Genomic DNA, 21,613 nt, shown 5'->3' with positions numbered 1-21,613 from the left:
TCGGATTAAATTTGCTGTTTAAAATCATAGTCGCAGGATGTTAAAGAAAAGTGATGCACTTTATTGACGCAATTTGCCTCCTAAACATGCAGTTTTATGATTTACATTTTATCCGCACAGACAGAAAACATGATGGTTGATTGCGCTATTTATGCACGACCATTAAATCATAAGTACTGAGTATTCAAGCAAAATAAAAAAATATATAGCCAAAATATAAAACTGGCATGAACTATGCATTGATTTAATCCAAGTCAAAGAAGACTTTCAAAATTTGTAAGACGGCCAACGACGTCCGTTCTGATCGTTACTGATATGCCTCGTGCATAACAGCAACTTATATGCGTTCAGTTCAGGAGATCGAAGCTATGTCTTCAAATTTAGATGCGAAAAAAGCGACAAAAATTCATCTTTTCAATTTTAGCAGCGCAGCAATGCGGGCCTTCCATATGAGTTGGCTCGCCTTTTTTGTCTGTTTCTTTGCATGGTTTGCCTGTGCGCCGTTAATGCCTGTTATTGCAGGTGAATTCCATCTGACTAAAGATCAAATTGCCAATATCAATATTGCCGCGGTTGCCATCACCATTTTAGTACGTCTGATTGTCGGTCCCTTATGCGATAAATACGGTCCTCGTAAAACCTATACCGCATTACTGATTATCGGCAGTATCCCTGTATTTGGTGTGGCATCTGCCAATAGTTATGAATCCTTTCTATTTTTCCGTCTATTGATTGGTGCAATTGGTGCCAGCTTTGTCATCACGCAATATCACACCAGTATTATGTTTGCGCCAAATGTGGTGGGAACTGCAAATGCAACCACCGCAGGTTGGGGCAATGCGGGTGGTGGAGCAACTCAAGCCTTGATGCCATTGATGCTTGCTGCACTGGTGATGTTTGGTGTTGAACAAGCCATGGGGTGGAGAATTGCGCTGATTGTACCTGGTGTGATGATGTTAATCGTCGGTGCAATGTATTGGAAGTTTACTCAAGATTGCCCACAAGGTGATTTTAAAGAACTTCGTGCGCAAGGTCTGCATGTAGGCAGTGATAAAAAAGGTGGTATGGCGATTTTAATACATGCTGCAAAAAACTACCGTGTCTGGATTCTATTTGGTGCTTATGCTGCTTGTTTTGGTATCGAAATTTTTATTCACAACATTGTCGCAATGTACTACGTGGATCATTTCAAATTTGGTTTAAAAGAAGCGGGTATGGCCGCAGGGATTTTTGGTTTACTGGCACTGTTTGCCCGTGCACTTGGCGGTATTGTTTCAGACAAGGTGGCGACTAAAAAAGGTCTCGATGGTCGTACTAAAGTATTGTTTGCCATGATCCTGTTAGAAGGCGTATTTCTGATTGTCTTTTCTCAAATGAATACCGCAATTCTGGCGATTTTGGTCATGACAGTATTTGCTTTATTTACCCATATGGCTTGCGGTGCGACCTATGCACTGGTTCCATTTATTGATCGCGATGCTTTGGGGGGTGTGGCTGGCATTATCGGTGCAGGCGGTAATGTCGGTGCTGTTGCTGCTGGTTTCTTATTAAAAGGCATGTTGGATATTCAAACGACGCTGATGGTTTTAGGTGGTTTGGTGGTGATTGCTGCAAGTTGTGTATTGATGATCCGTTTTTCGGTTGAACATAAAGAGAAAGAGCAAAAGTTATTTGAAGCTGCGGTACTTGAGCGAAATAGCATGGAACAAAATGCTGTAAGTCTTAAACAAAACAGTGCGACTTAATTGAATAACAAGAGCAAAAACAATCGAGGAGAATCGATATGAAATTAGTGATGATTGGTCATGGAATGGTTGGGCACAAATTTATTGAATCTGTGCTGGAACATGCAGGTGATGAAGTTGAAATCACGATTTTAGCAGAAGAACCCCGTTTAGCTTATGACCGTGTACATTTGACTGAATATTTTACAGGGAAGTCTGCAAAAGATTTAACCCTCTGTCGTGCTGACTTTGCCGATGCTTATGGTATCGACCTGCGCTTAAACACCAAAGCCACTGATATAGATACCTGCAATAAATGCATTACCACCAATCATGGCGATGTGATTAGCTATGACAAATTGGTGCTTGCGACGGGTTCCTATGCTTTTGTTCCACCAATTTCAGGTCACGACCGTAACAACTGTTTTGTTTACCGTACCATTGATGACTTGGATGCGATTCGGGCAGCGAGTTTATCGGCAAAATCTGGTGTGGTCATTGGCGGTGGTTTGTTGGGTTTGGAAGCTGCCAAAGCGCTTCGTGATTTAGACTTGGAAACCCATGTTGTTGAATTTGCACCCCGTTTAATGGCAGTACAAATTGATGATTTGGGCGGAAAAGTTTTACGCGCCAAGATTGAAAATTTAGGCGTGAAAGTCCATACCCAAAAGGCCACTTCATCTATAGAAGACGGTGTGAATAGCACCCATGTGATGAAGTTTGCAGATGGTTCAGAGCTTGAAACAGATATTATTCTATTTTCAGCAGGGATTCGCCCACGTGATGAATTGGCGCGCCAAAGTGGTTTAGCTTTAGGTGAGCGTGGCGGTATTGTGATCAACGATTATTGCCAAACCTCAGATGCAGACATTTATGCAATTGGTGAATGTGCCTTATGGAACAATAAAATTTATGGTTTAGTGGCGCCCGGTTATGACATGGCAAGGATTGCGGCAAAGCATGTGATGCAACAAAGTTGCCCTACATTTGCTGGCGCAGACATGAGCACCAAGCTAAAACTGATGGGTGTCGATGTGGCATCGGTAGGCGATGCTCATGCCATGACTGCAAATGCATTGAGCTATTTCTATGCCGATGAGGATGCAATGGTCTATAAAAAGATCGTGGTCAATGCAGAGAAAACCCAATTACTAGGTGCGGTACTGGTCGGTTGCGCCAAAGAATATAACGACTTATTGCAAATGATGCTCAATGGATTGGCTGTACCTGAAAATCCAGAAAGTTTAATCATGCCGGGCTATGCACAATCTTCAGCAAAAGCGGGAGGTAGTGGTGTAGATTTATTGCCAGACAGTGCCACGATTTGTTCATGTAATAACGTTTCTAAAGCAGATATTTGTAGTGCAATTGCAGAGGGTTCGACCTCATTAGGTGCGTTAAAAAAATGTACCAAAGCCGCAACCGCATGTGGTGGATGTGCACCCTTAGTGACCCAAGTTTTAAAATCTGAATTACAACGCCAAGGGGTAACGGTCAATAATCATCTTTGTGAACACTTTGCTTACTCACGCCAAGAGTTGTATCACTTGGTACGGGTCAATGAAATTAAAAGCTTTGATGATTTGATTCAACAACATGGGCATGGTTTAGGTTGTGATATTTGCAAACCGACAGCGGCCAATATCTTGGCATCTTGCTGGAATGACTTTGTTCTCACCTCAAATCATGCTGGGTTGCAAGACAGTAATGACTACTATCTAGGCAATATTCAAAAAGATGGTTCTTATTCTGTTGTACCACGTATGGCAGGCGGTGAAGTGACGCCAGATGGTTTGATTGCAGTCGGTCAGATTGCCAAAGAATATGGTTTATATACCAAGCTAACCGGTGGGCAACGGGTAGACTTATTTGGAGCACAAGTCCATCAATTGCCAGAAATTTGGGAAAAGCTGATCAATGCTGGTTTTGAGTCTGGTCATGCCTATGGCAAGTCATTACGTACTGTTAAATCTTGTGTGGGGAGCACATGGTGTCGTTATGGTGTCGATGACTCGGTCGGTTTAGCCATCTTCCTTGAAAATCGCTACAAAGGTTTGCGTTCCCCACATAAATTAAAAATGGCAGTTTCGGGCTGTACCCGTGAGTGTGCCGAAGCACAAAGCAAAGATGTTGGGGTGATTGCCACTGAAAAAGGCTGGAACTTATATGTTTGTGGCAATGGGGGAATGAAACCTCGCCATGCAGAACTTTTAGCTTCTGACCTAGATACGCAAACTTTAATTCAATATATCGACCGCTTTTTTATGTTCTATATCCAAACAGCGGATCGTTTACAACGAACTTCAGTATGGCGTGACAATATGGAAGGTGGTTTGGATTATCTTAAAGATGTTGTTGTGCATGATTCCTTAGGGGTTGCTGCTGAACTTGAACGTCGAATGAGCCATGTGGTAGGCACTTATCAAGACGAATGGCGCACTGCGGTGGAAGATCCTGAAGTACGTAAACGTTTTGTGACCTTTATTAATGCCAAAGCTGAGCAACAGCAAGATCCACATATTCAGTTTGCCAAAGTCCGTGGGCAAATTCGCCCAAAAACTGAATCAGAACGTGATCAGAGCCGTATTCCTGTAGTTGAAGCATAAGCATATGAACACTTGCTTTTATTGGCCTTATTCCACAGCTTAAAAACAAGTCTCGTGGAAGATCTGATCAACGTTGTTAAAAGGATAAATACAATGACCATTTTAAAAGATATGAATGAACTCGATTGGCTGGATATTTGTGCATTGCAAGACATTACGCCCAATACAGGTGTAGGTGCATTACTCGGGCAACAACAAGTGGCTATTTTTCGGGTAGGCAGTGAAAAGCGTGTATATGCGCTGAGCAACCAAGACCCATTTAGCAAAGCCTTTGTCATGTCACGTGGAATTATTGGTGATTTACAAGGTGAACGTGTAGTTGCATCACCGATTTATAAGCAACATTTTAGTTTAGCTACAGGCCGTTGTTTAGAAGACAAAGATCAAAAATTATTGGTTTTTCCAAGCAAAATTGAAAATGGTCGGGTTTGGGTCAGTCCAACCCCACAAAAAACTTATATCACCAATAATGGTACGGCTCAGGAAAAAATCAATTTAGTTCTGGTGGGGAACGGATTGGCAGGGATGCGTTGCTTGGAAGATTTGCTTGATATGGCACCTGATCGTTACGACGTGACGGTGATTGGTGAGGAGCCTTGGGGTAACTATAACCGGATTATGCTGTCGCCTGTCTTATCAGGGGATAAAACCATTGACGACATTATGCTACATCCCCATTCATGGTATGCCGATAAAAATATTCGCTTTATTGCGGGTGATGCTGCGGTACGTATTGACCGTCCCCGTAAGCAAGTCTATACCGAAAAAGGTGTGGTGGTGAGCTATGACCGTTTGATTTTAGCAACGGGTTCAAAACCATTTATTCCACCAGTCAAAGGCTCAGATTTGGATGGCGTGTTGAGCTTTCGTGATATTTATGATGTCAATAATATGCTCGACTACTGCAAATCTAAAAACAATGCCGTGGTGATTGGTGGTGGTCTATTGGGGCTAGAAGCCGCATATGGTTTAAAGCAACGTGGTATGAATGTGACGGTTTTGCATTTGATGGATCGCATTATGGATCGCCAACTTGATGCTAAAGCCAGTCAAATGTTGAAAACAGCAATTGAGCAAAAGGGCATTCCGATCATCACAGAAGCCAATACAGAAGAATTACTCGGTGAAAATGGTCATGTCACCCAGGTTCGGTTAAAAGATGGCACGCTTTTAGATGCAGATCTGGTGGTTTTTGCCGTGGGTATTCGCCCAAATATGGCTTTGGCACAAAGTGCGGGTTTACGCTGTAATCGCGGTGTGTTGGTCAATGACACCATGCAAACCTATGATCCAAGTATTTATGCAGTGGGTGAATGTATTGAGCATCGTAACCAAACTTTTGGTTTGGTAGAACCTTTATGGGGTCAAGCCTTTATTTGTGCATCACATTTGGCCGAACACGGCAGTTTGACCTTTAAAGCACCGACTGTTCCAACCCAGTTAAAAGTCAGTGGTTGTGATGTTTTTTCAGCAGGCCGCATTGATTTAGAAAACAGTCAACCTCTAGAAGATTTCGAAGACATTATTCTGAATGATGAAAAACGTCAAATCTACAAACGCATTATTATTCAAAAGGATAAAGTCGTTGGTGCGGTACTGTTTGGTGATACAGAGGATGGCACTTGGTACGCTGAATTGATTGCTGATAAAACCCCAATTTCTTCGATTCGCAATAAATTGTTATTTGGTCGGGATTTTGCATTAAAAAAAGCAGGCTGATTTATATCGCTTAACCCCCTTCATCTTAACAGGAGGGGGCGATTAAAACTGAAAGCCATATTCAAGTGAATGTATAGCATTGAGGAGCACAGCAGCAATGAATAGTATCCCTGTAATGGAACTGCCTAGCTCCACAGAACATAAGATCACAAGCGCACAAACCACTTGTCCTTACTGTGGTGTAGGCTGTGGTGTCACAGCAACAGTGCAAGACACCACGCTAGGACCAAAAGTGTCTGTGGTTGGCGATGTCAATCATCCCTCGAATTACGGAAAACTGTGTATTAAAGGCAGTAATTTATCCGATACGCTGGGGTTGGGCACACGTGTTTTACATCCGATGCTTGGGCGTCATCCCCATCAGCAAGTCACAAATTGGGATAGCGCAACAGATTTAATTGCCAATAAATTCCAACACTATATCGAGCAATATGGTCGTGACAGTGTCGCATTTTATGTTTCGGGTCAGTTGTTGACGGAAGACTATTATGTGGTAAATAAATTCGTTAAAGGCTATTTGGGCACAGCCAATATCGATACCAATTCAAGATTGTGTATGTCTTCGGCGGTTGCCGCACATAAGCGTGCTTTTGGTGAGGATCTAGTACCTGCAAGTTATGATGATTTTGAACATACTGACATGGTGATTTTGGTCGGTTCAAATACAGCATGGTGTCATCCCGTGATGTATCAACGCATCATGAAAGCCAAAGAATTAAGACAACAAAAGCAAAGTGATTTATTTGTGGTGGTGATAGATCCACGCTTTACTGCCACATGTGAAGCAGCTGATTTGCATTTGCCTATTTTGATTGGTCAAGATGTTTCCTTGTTTAATGGGTTATTACAATATTTACATCAACAGGGTTATGCGGATAGCGCATTTGTTGAGGCTCATACCCAAGGGCTAGATACGGCACTAAAAAGTTCGCAAGCTGAAACAGATATCCAAGATGTTGCAGTGAAAACAGGAATTTCGCTAGAAAAACTCCAGCTCTTTTTTGAAAAGTTTGCCCAAACTGAAAAAGTCATGACCCTATTTTCAATGGGGGTAAACCAGTCTTCACGTGGTGTGGACAAAGCCAATAGCATCATTAATTGTCATTTGTTGACGGGTAAAATTGGAAAGTTGGGCGCAGCACCGTTCTCTATGACAGGACAACCTAATGCAATGGGTGGGCGTGAAGTGGGTGGTCTTGCCAATATGCTGGCAGCACACATGGACTTAGACAATCAACAACATCAACAGCTTGTGCAAAGTTTTTGGAACAGTCCAAGCATTGCCAAACACGTTGGATTAAAAGCCGTTGATCTTTTTGAAGCAGTGGAAAGTGGCAAGATTAAAGCCATTTGGATTATGGCGACCAATCCGGTGGTCAGCCTCCCCAATGCCGATCAGGTCAAACGTGCTTTAAACAGTTGTGAGTTTGTTGTGGTCTCTGATATTTGCAAAGATACCGACACCACTCAGTTTGCCGATGTGCTCTTACCTGCATTGGGGTGGGGCGAAAAGGATGGTACGGTCACCAATTCAGAACGCCGTATTTCACGACAACGTGCTTTTTTAGACCCACCTGAGCAGGCCAAAGCGGATTGGTGGGCTGTGGCACAAGTGGCTAAAAAGCTTGGATTTACTGGCTTTGATTTTGCAAATAGCCACGAGATTTTTAAAGAACATGCATTGTTATCTGCCTATCAAAATGCAGAGATTAATGCGCGATCAAATGCACAAAGCTTTCGTTACTTCAATTTACAAGGTTTAACTGATCTTTCATTGGATGAATATGATCAATTGGCGCCCATTCAATGGCCTGTGATCATGCGCAATCAGGCTGAGCATGCATTCGCACAATTGTTTTCACAGGGGCAGTTTAGCCATGCAGATGGCAAAGCTAAATTTATTGCCACGATGGCGATAGATCCAGTCCATCAAAGCAATACTGAATATCCTTTAATTCTCAATACAGGACGGATTCGAGATCAGTGGCATACCATGACCCGCACAGGTCTATCTGCCAATTTAAGCACCCATAAAGCAGAACCCTTTTGTGAAATTCATCCCAATGATGCATTGAAATATGGCTTGAAAGAAGGCGAATTGGTCGAAATCAAATCGGCTTGGGGTAATTGTGTCTTGCGTACTGTACTCAGTGACAATATCCGCCGTGGGCAGATTTTTGCCCCGATTCATTGGAATGATCAATTTGCTTCGGATGCCCGTATTGGCAAAGTAGTCAATCCAGTGGTAGATGCAATTTCAGGCGAGCCAGAATTCAAACATACCCCTGTGTTGATTCAGCCATTTTATACCCAGTGGCAAGGGGTATTTTATGTCCGTGAAGGGTATGAACACATTGTTAAAAATAGCATCGAAAATACGGTGTGGTGGACAAAAATTCAGACCGCCAAAGCAGTGCGCTATGAATTGGCGGATCGTCGTCGTTTTACCCAAACTACCCAACATCTCAAACAACTTTTACCCTTTGAGGATGAAAGTTTTGAATGGCTTAACTTGGAAGATCAAACTGCACACATCAGCCATAGTGTGGTGTTAAAAGAAGGTCGCCTTATTGCAAGTTTATATATTGCACCCAAAGCCTTATTGCCTGATCGTGATTGGGTTGCCAGTTTATTTAAGCGTGATCGTTTAAGTGCGATGCATCGTAAAGCGTTACTTGCTGGACAAGCCATGTCGATGGGCAATAGTGAAGGGCCATTGGTATGTAGTTGCTTTAAGGTGGGCAAAAATCGAATTATTCAAACTATTAAAGAAAACAATATTAATCATGAAAAACAAGTGACTGCATGTCTAAAAGCAGGCGGTAATTGTGGTTCATGTCTACCTGAAATTCGCGGATTGATTAAAGCCTGTCAAGCGGAGCTTACACAATGAAAAGAATTATAAAACCCAAGAAAGCCAAGCAATATCCACAAACTGATCTTGTCATTCTTGCAGGTGGTCAGGCAAGGCGTATGAATGGAATCAATAAACTATTACAGAAGTTCGATGATCAAATTCAATTGATCAAGATCCACCAACAACTAAAAAATCGAGTCGCGCAGGTCTGGGTCAATAGCCACCGTGATTATTCAATTTATCAAAAACTTATTCCCAGTTTGTATTGCTATCAGGATGATGAAAAAGGCTTTTATGGCCCGTTGATGGGAATAAAAAGTGCCTGGTCTTATGTGACATCTGACTATGTACTTTTTGTGCCCTGTGATGTGACATTTATTCCACCTGATGTTATTGAAAGCTTACATATGGCTTTAGTGGGTCATCCTTTGGCACAAGTGGCTTATGTCAATATCAATGGCAAAGCCTTATATCCATTTTGCTTGTTAAAGCGCAGTGCTTTAAATCAAATCTGCACTCATCTTGAACAAGGACAACGCAGTTTAAAGGTATGTTTTTCTGATTTGCACGCTCAGGAAGCGTTATTTGAAAATCATGCACTGTTTTTTCACAGCATCAATTCTTTGGACGAATTACAGCAATATCAACAGCTCAAGTTTTTACATTGATTGGCTTGGTTTGGACTCGTTTTTTGCAAATCTCTATTTTTGAGAGAATTCGAGCAGATTTTAGCTTAAGCGTATTAGTGAATGATCAAAGTTGGAACACTTTTTGCAATTTCAATATCAATAAAATAGCGCAGATTTTAAGTTTTAAACAATCTTGAATTTAAATCGTGCTTGGGATGTGTAAATGAATGCAATGACACAATACGAAGTGGGTACGGCTTTTGTCGATCAATATGGTCGTAGCAAGCGTAAACTCCGAATTTCAGTGACAGATCGCTGTAATTTTAAGTGTCTCTATTGTATGCCCGGACATCCTGAATGGATGAAAAAACACGATTTACTCAGTTTTGAAGAACTTTATGTGTTTTGTGAGTTTATGGTGCGGCATGGCATTGAACAGATTCGGATCACAGGTGGTGAGCCGTTAATGCGTCAAGGTGTGGTGCACTTTATTGATGAGCTACAAAAATTAAGAAAACTGGGGCTCAAACGTATCTCAATGACCAGCAATGCGCACTATCTTAAACAATACGCAAGCCAGTTAAAACAAGCGGGTTTAGATGACTTGAATATCAGTCTGGATAGTCTAGATCCAGCACAATTTAAGGCACTGACTCAAAAAGAACTACATCCCGTCTTAGCGGGCATTGTCGCAGCACAACAAGCAGGCTTTAAGATCAAGATCAATGCTGTATTGATCAAAGGCATCAATGATGATCAGATTTTGCCCTTAGCACACTGGTCAATTCAACACTATTTTACCGTGCGATTTATTGAATTTATGCCTTTGGATGGCGCTGGGCTTTGGTCGCAAGCCGATATTGTCAGTGAGCAAGAAATTTTAGCTCAATTAAAGCAGGACTTTGTTGTCACTTTACAGCAAGGACAGTCTTCCGAGCCTGCACGGCAGTATTTTATTGATGGTTATCCGATTGGCATCATTTCGACCATTACCAATTCATTTTGTGGCACATGTGACCGTGTGCGTTTAACCGCACAAGGTGATTTTTATAATTGTCTATTTGCGCCAAAGGGGATCAACCTAAAAGCACAAATTAAGGCATTGAATCAAGATTCACCTGTTTTAGAGCCTCTCCGATTAGCGCAAACCAGTTCACCAAATGCAGCTGTATATTCGCCAATAACATTAGATTCGCCACAGCATAGACAATTACAAGATACTTTGTCTGATTATATTTGGCAGAAGAAACAAGGCTTTGAGGAGATTCATCAACAGCCAAAATTAAAACATTCATCATCTCGAAAAATCAGTATGTATATGATTGGAGGTTAATATGTTAGATCAATTTAAAATTTTAAATACACAAGACTTGGCAAATATCGCCAATCAATTCAAAGATATCCAGCAGCAGATGATCGTAAAAATTGAATGCTTTGGTGCAATTGAACGTTTACTGCCGACTGATTTAACCCTGCAATGTGAGTCTGAAATGAGGATTTCGGATATTTTGAATTATGTGGTACGCGCTTATCCCCATGCAGGAAACATGCTTGAGCGTTGTGCATGTGCAATAGGCGAAGACATTATCCCACGTCAGACCTTATTAACATCGGATAGTACTGTGGTTTTACTGTCACCTGTTGCGGGAGGTTGATATGCATACATTTGAACAAACGCTTAAACAATTCAACAGAATTCAGGATACCCCTTTAACCCAAGACAGTTTTGACCCGATTCAAGACTTTCCTGAATGCGGTGGCATTGGCATCTTTATTGGAACAGTACGTAATCATCATGAAGGCAAAGCGGTCAAAGCGCTGAAATATACCGCCTATGCGCCTGTTTCAGAAAAAATGATTCGTCAAATTGAGCAAGAGATTCAACAAAAATTTGCGGTGGCTTATGTACGAGTCATTCATCGTATTGGTGCTTTAAACATCGGTGAAAAAGCCATTATTGCGATTGCTTATGCAGCGCATCGCCGTGAAGCATTTGCTGCCTGTGAAGAAGCAGTAGAACGGGTAAAACATGAGGTTCCCGTATGGAAAGAAGAATTTTATCTGGATGGCACTAGTCAATATGTTGCGGGTTGCTGTATTCGAAAAGATGATGTGGAACAAGATCATTCAGTACAAAAGGATTCATTTCACCACCATGACTGTGAACATGAACATGGCGCTTCTGATGATCATTTATCTCAGCACAATCAACCTCAGCATTCTTTTGCACATCATTCCAAATCTACACATTTAGGGCACACGCATTCAGAATACAGTAGTCAACAAAAGGATCATGAAGCTGAACAGCAAGTGTTGTTAAGCAAACAGTGTGAACAGACAATTTATCAATGGCATATGTAAAAACATATCGAGCAAACTTAACAAAGAGTGTTCTTCACAAAGTATGTTTTGTCATGTAAAAAATACCGCCATATCAGGAACAGGCAATGAAAAATGTAGGGATGAAAGCAGATAGCTATCGGACAGCAGTAGCAACAGGAATTTTATATGCGCCTGCACACTGCATAGAACTGTTACGCACAGGAAATACCGAAAAGGGTGATGCACTAAAAACGGCACGTATTGCTGGAATTTTGGCAGCAAAACGCACAGATGAACTGATTCCTTTATGTCACCCTTTACCGATATATCGTGCAGATGTTGAATATGAGTTACATGAACAACATGTTGAAATTATTGCAACGGTTGAAACCATTGGCCCTACGGGCGTAGAAATGGAAGCGCTTACCGCAGTCAGTTTGGCAGGCTTAACTCTATACGATATGCTTAAACCACACTGCGAACCTGAAGACTTATGCCTTGACCAATGTAAATTACAACTGAAAAAAGGCGGTAAATCGCATTTTACCCGAACGCTCAAACAGACTTTATCTGCATCAGTGATTGTTTTATCAGATACCGTTGCTTCAGGAAAAAAACCTGATACAGCAGGGCAAAATGTTTTAGAAATTCTTGAACAAGCCAATTTTAGTCAGCTGAACTATCAAGTGATTGCTGATTCTCCAGAACAGCTATTGGCGTTAATTGAACAACAAAAAAATCATTATCCGCTGATTTTGACGGTTGGTGGAACAGGACTAGGCCCAAAAGACTTAACGGTGGAGACCATTCAACCTTTACTCCAACGCGAAATCCCCGGCTTAATGGAAGCTTCGCGTAGTTTTGGTCAGAGACGTACCCCTTATGCGGCACTTAGTCGAGGCGTTGCAGGCTATATAGACACGAGTTTGGTGATTACTTTGCCGGGCAGTCGCCAAGGCGCTAAAGAGTCATTGATTGCGATTTTACCAGCCTTGGTTCATTTGTTTGATGTGCAAAAAAACATTCCACATGTTGGCGGCTACCAATAAATCAGGTTGTGATCGTTTATGATTGAGGGGTAGACAAAGGCTTGATCTCAGTTGATCAAGCCTTGCAGTGACTAATTCACACTCAAAATCTAGGTGCTGAAACTATTCCATTCACCTTAGTACTCTATACACAGGTAATGTATATGGATCAGGGAAGCATCCTTGAAACTCCCTCGAATTTGTTATCTCAATAGCCATTAAATCACTTGGCGTAAATCCCGCGCTGTTTCTTGCAGTAAGGGTAAAATATGCGTAATTAAATAATCTTTGGTTGTACGTATGGTAGGAGAGACAATATTGAGTGCGGAAACAACAACCGCATTCGAGTCATAAATTGGAACGGCTACAGCATGCACCCCCAATTCATGTTCTTCACAGGAATAACACCAGTCCTGTTCTTTAATCTCATGCAGTAATTCTATAAAGGCTTCACTGTCAGTATAGGTATATTTAGTAAGACGCTTTAATGGATACTGGGTAAGCCACTGTTTTTGTTCTTCGACATTTAAATGTGCCAACAAAATTTTCCCCGCAGAGGTTGCATGTGCTGGCAGGCGATTACCTAAATGTAAGCCATATGGATTAACACGGTCTGTTTGTTGGTGTGCAGCACTACGTGCAATGGTAATCGCTTCATAACCATCTAGCACCATGACGGAATAAATCAGTGAGGTTTGATTGGTCAATAAATTTAATAAGGGTTGGCAAATTTTAGGTAAAGGGGAGCCATCTAAATAAGCACCAGAGAATTTAAGGATTTTCGGGGTTAAATAATAGTAATGTCCATCAAAGTCTAAATAGCCTAAGTATTCTAATGTGAGTAACTGGCGACGCGCTGCTGCACGGGTCATTCCGGTTTTTTCAGCCGCAGTGCTGATATTCAAGCGGTGTCGTTCAGGCCCAAAACATTCCAAAATTGCCAAACCTTTTGCAATCCCTGCAATAAAATCTTCATGGCGAATGATCTTTTTATTTTCAGCATGATGGATTAATCGGGTGGTTTTGTTGTGTTCATCATCCATAACGCAGATCCTTATTTTAAAGCCAATTGCATTAAAATTATACTCAATCAAAATCAGACTGTTTTAGTGGGATAATGTTCGATCATCGAACATAAAAAATGATGATCGAACAAATTCTGTCTTTAAGCCTAGAAGTAAATACAAAATTTATCAAGAATAAAGATAAGAAATCCGAACAAAACACTCAACTTATGTTTCATCGGTTTCTAGGATGAAAAAAATGAGTGATTCATAGTACAGGAAGTAGTCAGATGATTGATAAAAACGCCACCTCATTGACCGAGGTTCTATCACAAATCAAAGATGGTGCAACCATTATGATTGGTGGCTTTGGAACAGCAGGACAGCCCGCAGAGCTGATCGATGGGCTGATTGAACTTGGCGTTAAAGATCTGGTGATTGTCAATAATAATGCAGGCAATGGCGATTACGGTCTGGCTAAACTGCTTAAATCGGGTGCAGTCCGTAAAATCATTTGTTCTTTCCCACGTCAGTCGGACTCTTGGGTATTTGATGAACTCTACCATGCGGGCAAGATCGAACTGGAACTGGTTCCTCAAGGTAATCTCGCGTGTCGTATTCAAGCTGCAGGAATGGGTTTAGGTGCAGTGTTTACCCCAACAGGTTTTGGCACCTTATTGGCAGACGGCAAAGAAACTCGTCATATCGATGGCAAAGACTACGTGCTTGAATATCCGATTAAAGCAGACTTTGCACTGATTAAAGCACATCAAGGCGACCGTTGGGGCAACTTGGTTTATAACAAATCAGCACGTAACTTTGGTCCAATCATGGCGATGGCTGCAGATGTCACCATTGCACAGGTTTCAGAGGTGGTTGAATTAGGTCAACTCGATCCTGAACACATTATTACCCCAGGAATTTTTGTTCAGCATGTGGTTGCAGTTGATGCAGCCAATGGTAATGGAGAATAACAATGAGCTACCAAAAACTAAGCCGTGACCAAATTGCTGAACGTGTTGCCCAAGATATTCCCGATGGTGCTTATGTCAATTTAGGCATTGGTTTACCGACCAAGATTTCAAAATATCTGCCAACAGACAAAGATGTATTTCTACATTCTGAAAATGGTTTATTGGCTTTTGGTCCTCCACCCGCCAAAGGTGAAGAAGATCCTGAGCTGATTAATGCTGGTAAGGAATATGTGACTATGCTAACGGGTGGTTCGTTTTTCCATCATGGTGATTCTTTTGCCATGATGCGTGGCGGACATCTGGATATTGCTGTATTGGGCGCATTCCAAGTGGCGGCTAATGGCGACCTTGCCAATTGGCATACCGGTGCGCCAGATGCGATTCCTGCGGTGGGTGGTGCAATGGATTTGGCTGTAGGGGCCAAGAAAGTCTTTATCACTACAGATCATGTGACCAAGCAAGGTGAGCCTAAGATTGTTGAAGAGCTGAGCTATCCAGTGACAGGTAAGCATTGTGTTGATCGTATTTATACTGACTTATGCGTGATTGATGTGACCACAGATGGCTTAAAAGTGCTTGAAAAAGTTGCAGGTCTGAGCTTTGAAGAATTACAGGCTTTGACGGGTGCTCAATTGATTGATGCGACACAGGGATAATAAATCCCTCCCTACCTCCCTTTAAGAAAGGGAGGAGTTCTTCTCTTTCATAAAGATAAGAGAGAAAGTCTCTCTTTAAAAAGGTGAGAAGCACTGCTTCGCAAGGGGGGATTCAATATAAAAGGAAAGACACATGAAAAACGCTTACATCATAGATGCCATCCGTACCCCATTTGGTCGTTATGCCGGTGGTCTTGCGCCAGTACGCGCAGATGACCTCGGTGCAATTCCAATTCAAGCATTGATACAACGTAATCCAACGGTAGATTGGCAGCAAGTCGATGATGTGATCTATGGCTGTGCCAATCAGGCTGGGGAAGATAACCGTAATGTCGGGCGTATGTCAGCATTATTGGCAGGTGTGCCATACCAAGTGCCAGCAACCACTGTGAACCGTCTATGTGGATCGTCACTGGATGCGATTGCCATGGCAGCTCGCGCCATTAAAGCCAATGAAGCAGATTTAATCATTGCCGGTGGTGTAGAAAGCATGAGCCGTGCGCCCTATGTGATGGGCAAGTCGGACAGTGCTTTTGGACGCAGTCAAAAGATTGAAGACACCACCATGGGCTGGCGTTTTATCAATCCAAAACTTAAAGAATTGTATGGTGTGGACAGCATGCCACAAACCGCTGAAAACGTGGCAGAACAATTCAATATTAACCGTGCGGATCAAGATCAGTTTGCGCTCAACAGCCAACAACGTACTGCGGCAGCACAAGCTCAAGGCTTTTTCAAAAATGAGATTGTGCCTATCACTATTCCACAGCGTAAAGGCGATGCTGTGCTTGTGGATACCGATGAACATCCACGTGCATCAACCACTTTAGCCGCACTGACAAAACTCAAAGGTGTGGTCAAAGCTGATAGTACGGTCACGGCGGGAAATGCGTCTGGAATTAATGATGGTGCAGCGGCGTTATTGATCGCCTCAGATGAAGCTGTAGAAAAATACCAATTAAAACCACGTGGCAAAATTATTGCAGCAACCACGGTAGGTGTTGAACCACGAATTATGGGCTTTGCACCCGCGCCTGCAATCAAGAAACTGCTTAAACAAGCTGATCTTAGTTTAGCGCAAATGGATGTGATTGAGCTGAATGAAGCCTTTGCTGCCCAAGCTTTGGCGGTAACCCGTGATTTAGGTTTGGCAGATGATGATGCACGCGTCAATCCCAATGGCGGTGCAATTGCTTTAGGTCATCCTTTGGGTGCATCAGGTGCCAGACTGGTGACCACTGCCTTAAATCAACTTGAACAGATCAAAGGTAAATATGCCCTATGTTCAATGTGTATTGGGGTAGGGCAAGGTATTGCATTAATTATTCAACGTGTTGAGTGAGGTATCTGATGAGCCAGTTATACGCCAGCTTATTTTATCAGCCTGATGTCACAGCAATCTTTAGCGATCATGCCTTATTGGGTTATATGATCCAAGCCGAAGTGGCTTTGGCAAAAGCACAGGCACAAGTGGGTGTGATTCCACCATCCGCTGCCAGCATCATTGAACAAGTTGGACAACAGGCCTTAGCAAAAATTGATTTTGAAGCATTGGCAACGGCCACAGCACTTGCGGGAAATATTGCGATTCCTTTGGTAAAGCAATTTACTGCGATTGTAAAACAACACGATGAAGACACAGCGCGTTATGTGCATTGGGGCGCAACCAGCCAAGACATTATTGATACAGCGACGATTCTGCAATGCCGTGATGCATTAGGGCTGATCGAAAAACAATTACAACTGGCTTATCAAGTTTCATTAGACCAAGCACAACAGTATCGTGCCCAAGTCATGATCGGTCGCACATGGTTGCAACAAGCTTTACCGATCACCTTAGGACATAAGTTTGCACGTTGGGCTGCAGCATTTAAACGTGATCTTGATCGTCTAAACGAGATGAAAAGCCGCGTGCTTACTGCTCAACTCGGCGGGGCTGTAGGTTCATTGGCATCATTACAAGATCAAGGTTCAGCTGTGGTTAAAGCCTATGCTGCGGCGTTGAATTTAACCTCACCTGAGTGTACATGGCATGGTGAGCGTGACCGTATCGTTGAAATTGCCAGTGTACTTGCCCTGATCGTCGGTAATGTCGGCAAGATGGCAAAAGACTGGTCTTTGCTGATGCAAACTGAAATTGCTGAAGTCTTTGAACCCACTGCAAAAGGTCGTGGTGGCTCATCCACCATGCCACATAAACGTAATCCAGTTGCAGCAGCTTGCGTACTTGCAGCAGCCAACCGTGTCCCAGCATTAATGGCAAGTGTCTACCAAAATATGCTGCAAGAACATGAACGTGCTTTAGGCACTTGGCATGCAGAATGGTTAGTGATTCCTGAAATTTTCCAGTTATGCGCAGGCGCTTTAGAACGCACGACAGATGTGCTTGAACATATGCAAGTCGATGCACAAGCCATGCAACGTAATCTTGAGTGTACTCAGGGCTTGATCATGGCAGAAGCGGCAATGATGGCACTGGCACCCAAAATTGGGCGCTTAAATGCGCATCATTTGGTTGAGCAAGCTTGTCAGCAAGCCATCGCGCAACAGCAGCATTTAAAAACAGTATTGTCAGCAATGACTGAGGTGAATGTCCATCTAAGTGCACAGGCATTAGATGAGATTTTCAAACCAGCCGCTTATTTGGGCAATATTCAGGCACAAATTGATGCCGTACTACAAGCAGCACAAGGAGTGTCTAAATGATGAAAATCAGTATGAAAATTAACAATCGTCAAGGACAGCAACTTGCGGTTCAAATCCAAGGCGTAAAAGATGCACCAGTGATTATATTTTCTAACTCACTCGGAACGGATCATGGTATGTGGCAAGCGCAAGTAGATGCTTTGGCGCAACACTATCAGATCATCACTTATGATACCCGTGGGCATGGTGCGAGTGATGTGATTGCCAACAGTACACTGCAAAACTTTGCAGACGATGTGATTGATATATTAGATACATGGCATATTGAAAAAGCACATTTTTGTGGAATTTCAATGGGTGGTATTACTGCACTTACATTGGCAATTGAATACCCTGAGCGTTTTTATAGCATCACCGTTGCAAACTCAGCCGCAAAAATTGGTACAGCTGAAGCATGGACTACCCGTGCCGATAACGTTGAGCAACACGGACTGGCTGAAATTGTCAAAACCACACATACACGTTGGTTTAGTGAGCATTTTGATTATGCACATGATGTGCTTGCTCAAAAAACCATTCAAAGTTTAGCTGTGACGCCTGCACAAGGCTATGCCAATGCGTGTCGAGCATTGGCGGATGCCGATGTTCGAGATCAGCTAAATCAAATTCAAATCCCGACTTTAATTATCGCAGGCCAATATGACCCTGTAACGACGGTTCAGGATGCAGAGTTTATGCATCAATCCATTCCAACCAGTCAACTTGAAATCTTGGCAGCTTCTCATTTGTCCAATATTGAACAACCACAAGTGTTCAATCAGGCATTGTCCAAGTTTATTCAGAACATATAACCGTCAAGGGTTAGAAAGGAATTCGCCTACAAGGAGGCAACTATGGCACAGGAATTTGCTGCCCCAAAAAATAGTATGGATGCTCAGGCACTCATTAATGATGCACCGATCAGCAAGTATCAATGGATGATTGCAATTATTTGTTTTCTCATTGTATTTGTTGATGGAATTGATACGGCTGCGATGGGCTTTATTGCACCTGCTTTGGCACAAGATTGGGGGATTGATCGCTCTCAACTTGGACCTGTGATGAGTGCAGCACTGGGTGGAATGATCATTGGTGCATTGGTTTCAGGACCTACTGCGGATCGTTTTGGACGCAAGATTGTATTAACCATTTCAATGTTGATTTTTGGTGGCTTTACCTTGGCATCCGCATATGCGCCAAACTTAGACAGTTTGGTTGTACTGCGCTTTTTAACGGGTATTGGTCTAGGCGCAGCAATGCCAAACGCCACCACATTGTTTTCAGAATACTGCCCGAACCGTGTTCGTTCACTGCTCGTGACCTGTATGTTTTGTGGTTATAACTTGGGTATGGCCACAGGTGGTTTTGTCAGTAGTTGGCTGATTCCTGCCTTTGGTTGGCACAGCTTATTTTTGCTCGGTGGTATTTCACCGTTGATCCTGATGGTATTGGTGATTGTGCTGTTACCTGAGTCATATCGCTTCTTGATTGTTAAAGGTCGAGATGCTGCAAAAGTTCGCAAAATCCTGAGCCATATTGCGCCTGAAAAAGTACAGCTTGCTGACAGCTTTTATATCCCAGAAGAACAGCCTGCTGTGGCACAAAAGAAAAATGTATTTGGCATGTTGTTTTCCCAAAAATTTGCTAAAGGCACAGTGTTGTTATGGTCAACCTACTTTATGGGCTTGGTGGTGATTTATCTACTGACCAGTTGGTTACCAACCTTGATGCGTGAAACCGGCGCAACCATGGAACGCGCGGCATTTATTGGCGGTCTATTCCAGTTTGGTGGTGTGTTGAGTGCGTTATTTATTGGTTGGGCAATGGATCGTTTTAACCCAAACCGCATTATTTCAGCATTCTATTTTATCGCAGGCTTGTTTGCTGTTGCCGTAGGTCAAAGCCTCAGCAACCCAACATTATTGGCCATTTTGGTGTTATGTGCAGGGGTTGCAATCAATGGTGCGCAATCTGCAATGCCAGCATTAAGTGCCCGTTTTTACCCAACTCAATGTCGTGCAACAGGTGTGGCATGGATGACAGGGATCGGTCGTTTTGGCGCAGTGTTTGGGGCTTGGATTGGTGCTGTTTTGCTGGGCAATGATTGGTCATTTACCGCAATTTTAAGCTTATTGATGATTCCTGCAACCGCTGCGGCTGTGGCAATTTTTGTTAAATCCTTAGTGGCGCATACCGATGCAAGCTAACTTTCTCAAGATCAGACATAAGATCATAAAGAGGGACAATTTCAATGAATGATGAACAACGTTACCAACAAGGACTACAGGTCCGCACCGAAGTCTTGGGTGAAAAACATGTCGGTCGTTCTTTAGAAAATTTGAATGACTTTAACCAAGATTTTCAAAACTTTATTAGCCGCTTTGCTTGGGGTGAGGTGTGGTCACGTGAAGGTTTACCACGGCATACCCGCAGTTTAGTCACCATTGCCATCTTATTGGCATTGGGACGAGAAGATGAACTCAGAATGCATCTACGTGCTTGCTTTAACAATGGTGTTACCAAGGACGAACTCAAAGAACTGATTTTACACAGCTCACTGTATGCAGGACTACCAGCCGCAAATGCTGCAATGCACATGGCTGAAGACGTTTTTAAAGAACTCGGAATAGAAGTGCAACCTGTCGCTGCACAACAACAGGATTAAGGAGATAGGCATGTTAAGTCATACATTGGGTGCATATCCGCAACGGAATACAGAAGATCACCCGCCAGCATATACACCAGGCTATAAAACCAGTGTATTACGCTCGCCCAAAAATGCATTGATCTCGATTAATGAAACATTAACTGAAGTCACTTCACCGCATTTTTCACCTGAAATTTTTGGTGCAAAAGACAATGATTTGATTTTGAACTATGCCAAAGAAGGACTCCCAGTCGGTGAGCGAATTATTGTGCATGGTTATGTGCGTGACCAGTTTGGTCGCCCTGTGAAAAACGCCTTATTGGAAGTTTGGCAAGCCAACGCATCGGGTCGTTATCGCCATCCAAATGACAAATTTATTGGCGCAATGGATCCTAACTTTGGTGGCTGTGGTCGTACCTTAACCGATGAAAATGGTTTTTATATTTTCCGTACCATTAAACCGGGACCATATCCGTGGCGTAACCGAATCAATGAATGGCGTCCAGCGCATATCCATTTTTCATTGATTGCCGATGGTTGGGCACAACGTTTGATTTCGCAGTTCTATTTTGAGGGCGATACCCTGATAGATACTTGCCCGATTTTAAAAACCATTCCATCTGAAGATCAGCGTCGTGCCTTGATCGCATTAGAAGATAAAAACAATTTCATTGAATCAGATAGTCGTTGTTACCGCTTTGATATTCATCTGCGTGGTCGTCGTGCGACTTATTTTGAAAATGATTTGACTTAAGGAACTCA

18 protein-coding genes are annotated in these 21,613 nt (G+C 42.6%); 17 read left to right on the top strand and 1 reads right to left on the bottom strand.

Annotated features, from left to right (window positions below):
- Positions 1–368: 368 nt before the first annotated feature.
- The 9 genes from FY049_RS14180 to moaCB all read left to right on the top strand — a co-directional run bounded on the left by FY049_RS14180 (position 369) and on the right by moaCB (position 12,906).
- Entirely contained in the window at positions 369–1,745 is a 1,377-nt protein-coding gene (locus FY049_RS14180; protein WP_004722167.1) for an MFS transporter, read from the top strand.
- 38 nt (positions 1,746–1,783) lie between these two features.
- Positions 1,784–4,330, top strand: coding sequence for a nitrite reductase large subunit NirB (nirB, locus tag FY049_RS14175; RefSeq protein WP_446083893.1), 2,547 nt, complete (start codon positions 1,784–1,786; stop codon positions 4,328–4,330).
- Positions 4,331–4,423: 93 nt separating this feature from the next.
- The gene (nirD, locus tag FY049_RS14170; protein ID WP_056516316.1) at positions 4,424–6,049 is read left to right on the top strand and encodes a nitrite reductase small subunit NirD; all 1,626 of its coding nucleotides are present in this window, start codon (positions 4,424–4,426) and stop codon (positions 6,047–6,049) included.
- A gap of 97 nt (positions 6,050–6,146) precedes the next feature.
- A complete protein-coding gene (locus FY049_RS14165) occupies positions 6,147–8,942 on the top strand; it encodes a molybdopterin-dependent oxidoreductase (RefSeq protein WP_446083892.1) in 2,796 nt (931 codons plus the stop codon).
- Positions 8,939–9,574, top strand: a complete 636-nt coding sequence (gene mobA / locus FY049_RS14160; protein ID WP_446083891.1) for a molybdenum cofactor guanylyltransferase — start codon at positions 8,939–8,941, stop codon at positions 9,572–9,574. Before FY049_RS14165 ends, mobA begins: the two co-directional genes overlap by 4 nt.
- 184 nt (positions 9,575–9,758) lie before the next feature.
- Positions 9,759–10,868 (top strand): GTP 3',8-cyclase MoaA, encoded by a 1,110-nt coding sequence (moaA, locus tag FY049_RS14155; RefSeq protein ID WP_446083890.1) that lies wholly within the window; start codon positions 9,759–9,761, stop codon positions 10,866–10,868.
- 79 nt (positions 10,869–10,947) lie between these two features.
- A complete protein-coding gene (locus FY049_RS14150; RefSeq protein WP_056516484.1) occupies positions 10,948–11,190 on the top strand; it encodes a MoaD/ThiS family protein in 243 nt (80 codons plus the stop codon).
- Position 11,191: 1 nt separating this feature from the next.
- On the top strand, positions 11,192–11,896 hold the full coding sequence (locus FY049_RS14145) for a molybdenum cofactor biosynthesis protein MoaE (protein ID WP_056516303.1): 705 nt from the start codon (positions 11,192–11,194) through the stop codon (positions 11,894–11,896).
- Between the two features lie 86 nt (positions 11,897–11,982).
- Complete coding sequence (moaCB, locus tag FY049_RS14140; protein ID WP_224965053.1) at positions 11,983–12,906, top strand: bifunctional molybdenum cofactor biosynthesis protein MoaC/MoaB; 924 nt, start codon at positions 11,983–11,985, stop codon at positions 12,904–12,906.
- Between the two features lie 197 nt (positions 12,907–13,103).
- Here the strand turns inward: moaCB and pcaU are convergent, their stop codons facing one another.
- Entirely contained in the window at positions 13,104–13,928 is an 825-nt protein-coding gene (gene pcaU, locus FY049_RS14135; RefSeq protein ID WP_446083889.1) for an IclR family transcriptional regulator PcaU, read from the bottom strand.
- A 251-nt stretch (positions 13,929–14,179) separates the two neighbouring features.
- On the opposite strand from pcaU, the gene FY049_RS14130 reads away from it, so the two are divergent.
- The 8 genes from FY049_RS14130 to pcaH all read left to right on the top strand — a co-directional run bounded on the left by FY049_RS14130 (position 14,180) and on the right by pcaH (position 21,605).
- Positions 14,180–14,863 (top strand): 3-oxoacid CoA-transferase subunit A, encoded by a 684-nt coding sequence (locus FY049_RS14130; RefSeq protein ID WP_224965054.1) that lies wholly within the window; start codon positions 14,180–14,182, stop codon positions 14,861–14,863.
- Between the two features lie 2 nt (positions 14,864–14,865).
- Positions 14,866–15,519, top strand: a complete 654-nt coding sequence (locus tag FY049_RS14125) for a 3-oxoacid CoA-transferase subunit B (protein ID WP_004722148.1) — start codon at positions 14,866–14,868, stop codon at positions 15,517–15,519.
- A gap of 133 nt (positions 15,520–15,652) precedes the next feature.
- Positions 15,653–16,861 carry a 3-oxoadipyl-CoA thiolase gene (gene pcaF, locus FY049_RS14120; protein WP_446083888.1) on the top strand — a complete coding sequence of 403 codons (1,209 nt, stop codon included), beginning with the start codon at positions 15,653–15,655 and terminating at the stop codon, positions 16,859–16,861.
- 8 nt (positions 16,862–16,869) lie between these two features.
- Positions 16,870–18,225 (top strand): 3-carboxy-cis,cis-muconate cycloisomerase, encoded by a 1,356-nt coding sequence (gene pcaB, locus FY049_RS14115; protein ID WP_446083887.1) that lies wholly within the window; start codon positions 16,870–16,872, stop codon positions 18,223–18,225.
- A 5-nt stretch (positions 18,226–18,230) separates the two neighbouring features.
- Positions 18,231–19,016 carry a 3-oxoadipate enol-lactonase gene (gene pcaD / locus FY049_RS14110; protein WP_446083914.1) on the top strand — a complete coding sequence of 262 codons (786 nt, stop codon included), beginning with the start codon at positions 18,231–18,233 and terminating at the stop codon, positions 19,014–19,016.
- A 42-nt stretch (positions 19,017–19,058) separates the two neighbouring features.
- Positions 19,059–20,411, top strand: coding sequence for an aromatic acid/H+ symport family MFS transporter (locus FY049_RS14105; protein ID WP_446083886.1), 1,353 nt, complete (start codon positions 19,059–19,061; stop codon positions 20,409–20,411).
- 44 nt (positions 20,412–20,455) lie between these two features.
- Positions 20,456–20,869: a 4-carboxymuconolactone decarboxylase gene (gene pcaC, locus FY049_RS14100; protein ID WP_004722141.1), complete on the top strand. Its 414-nt coding sequence runs from the start codon at positions 20,456–20,458 to the stop codon at positions 20,867–20,869.
- A gap of 10 nt (positions 20,870–20,879) precedes the next feature.
- A complete protein-coding gene (gene pcaH / locus FY049_RS14095; protein ID WP_004722139.1) occupies positions 20,880–21,605 on the top strand; it encodes a protocatechuate 3,4-dioxygenase subunit beta in 726 nt (241 codons plus the stop codon).
- Positions 21,606–21,613: the final 8 nt, after the last annotated feature.

This window comes from Acinetobacter sp. 1125_18A (assembly GCF_052824985.1).
This window is presented reverse-complemented; position numbering and strand designations above follow the sequence as displayed.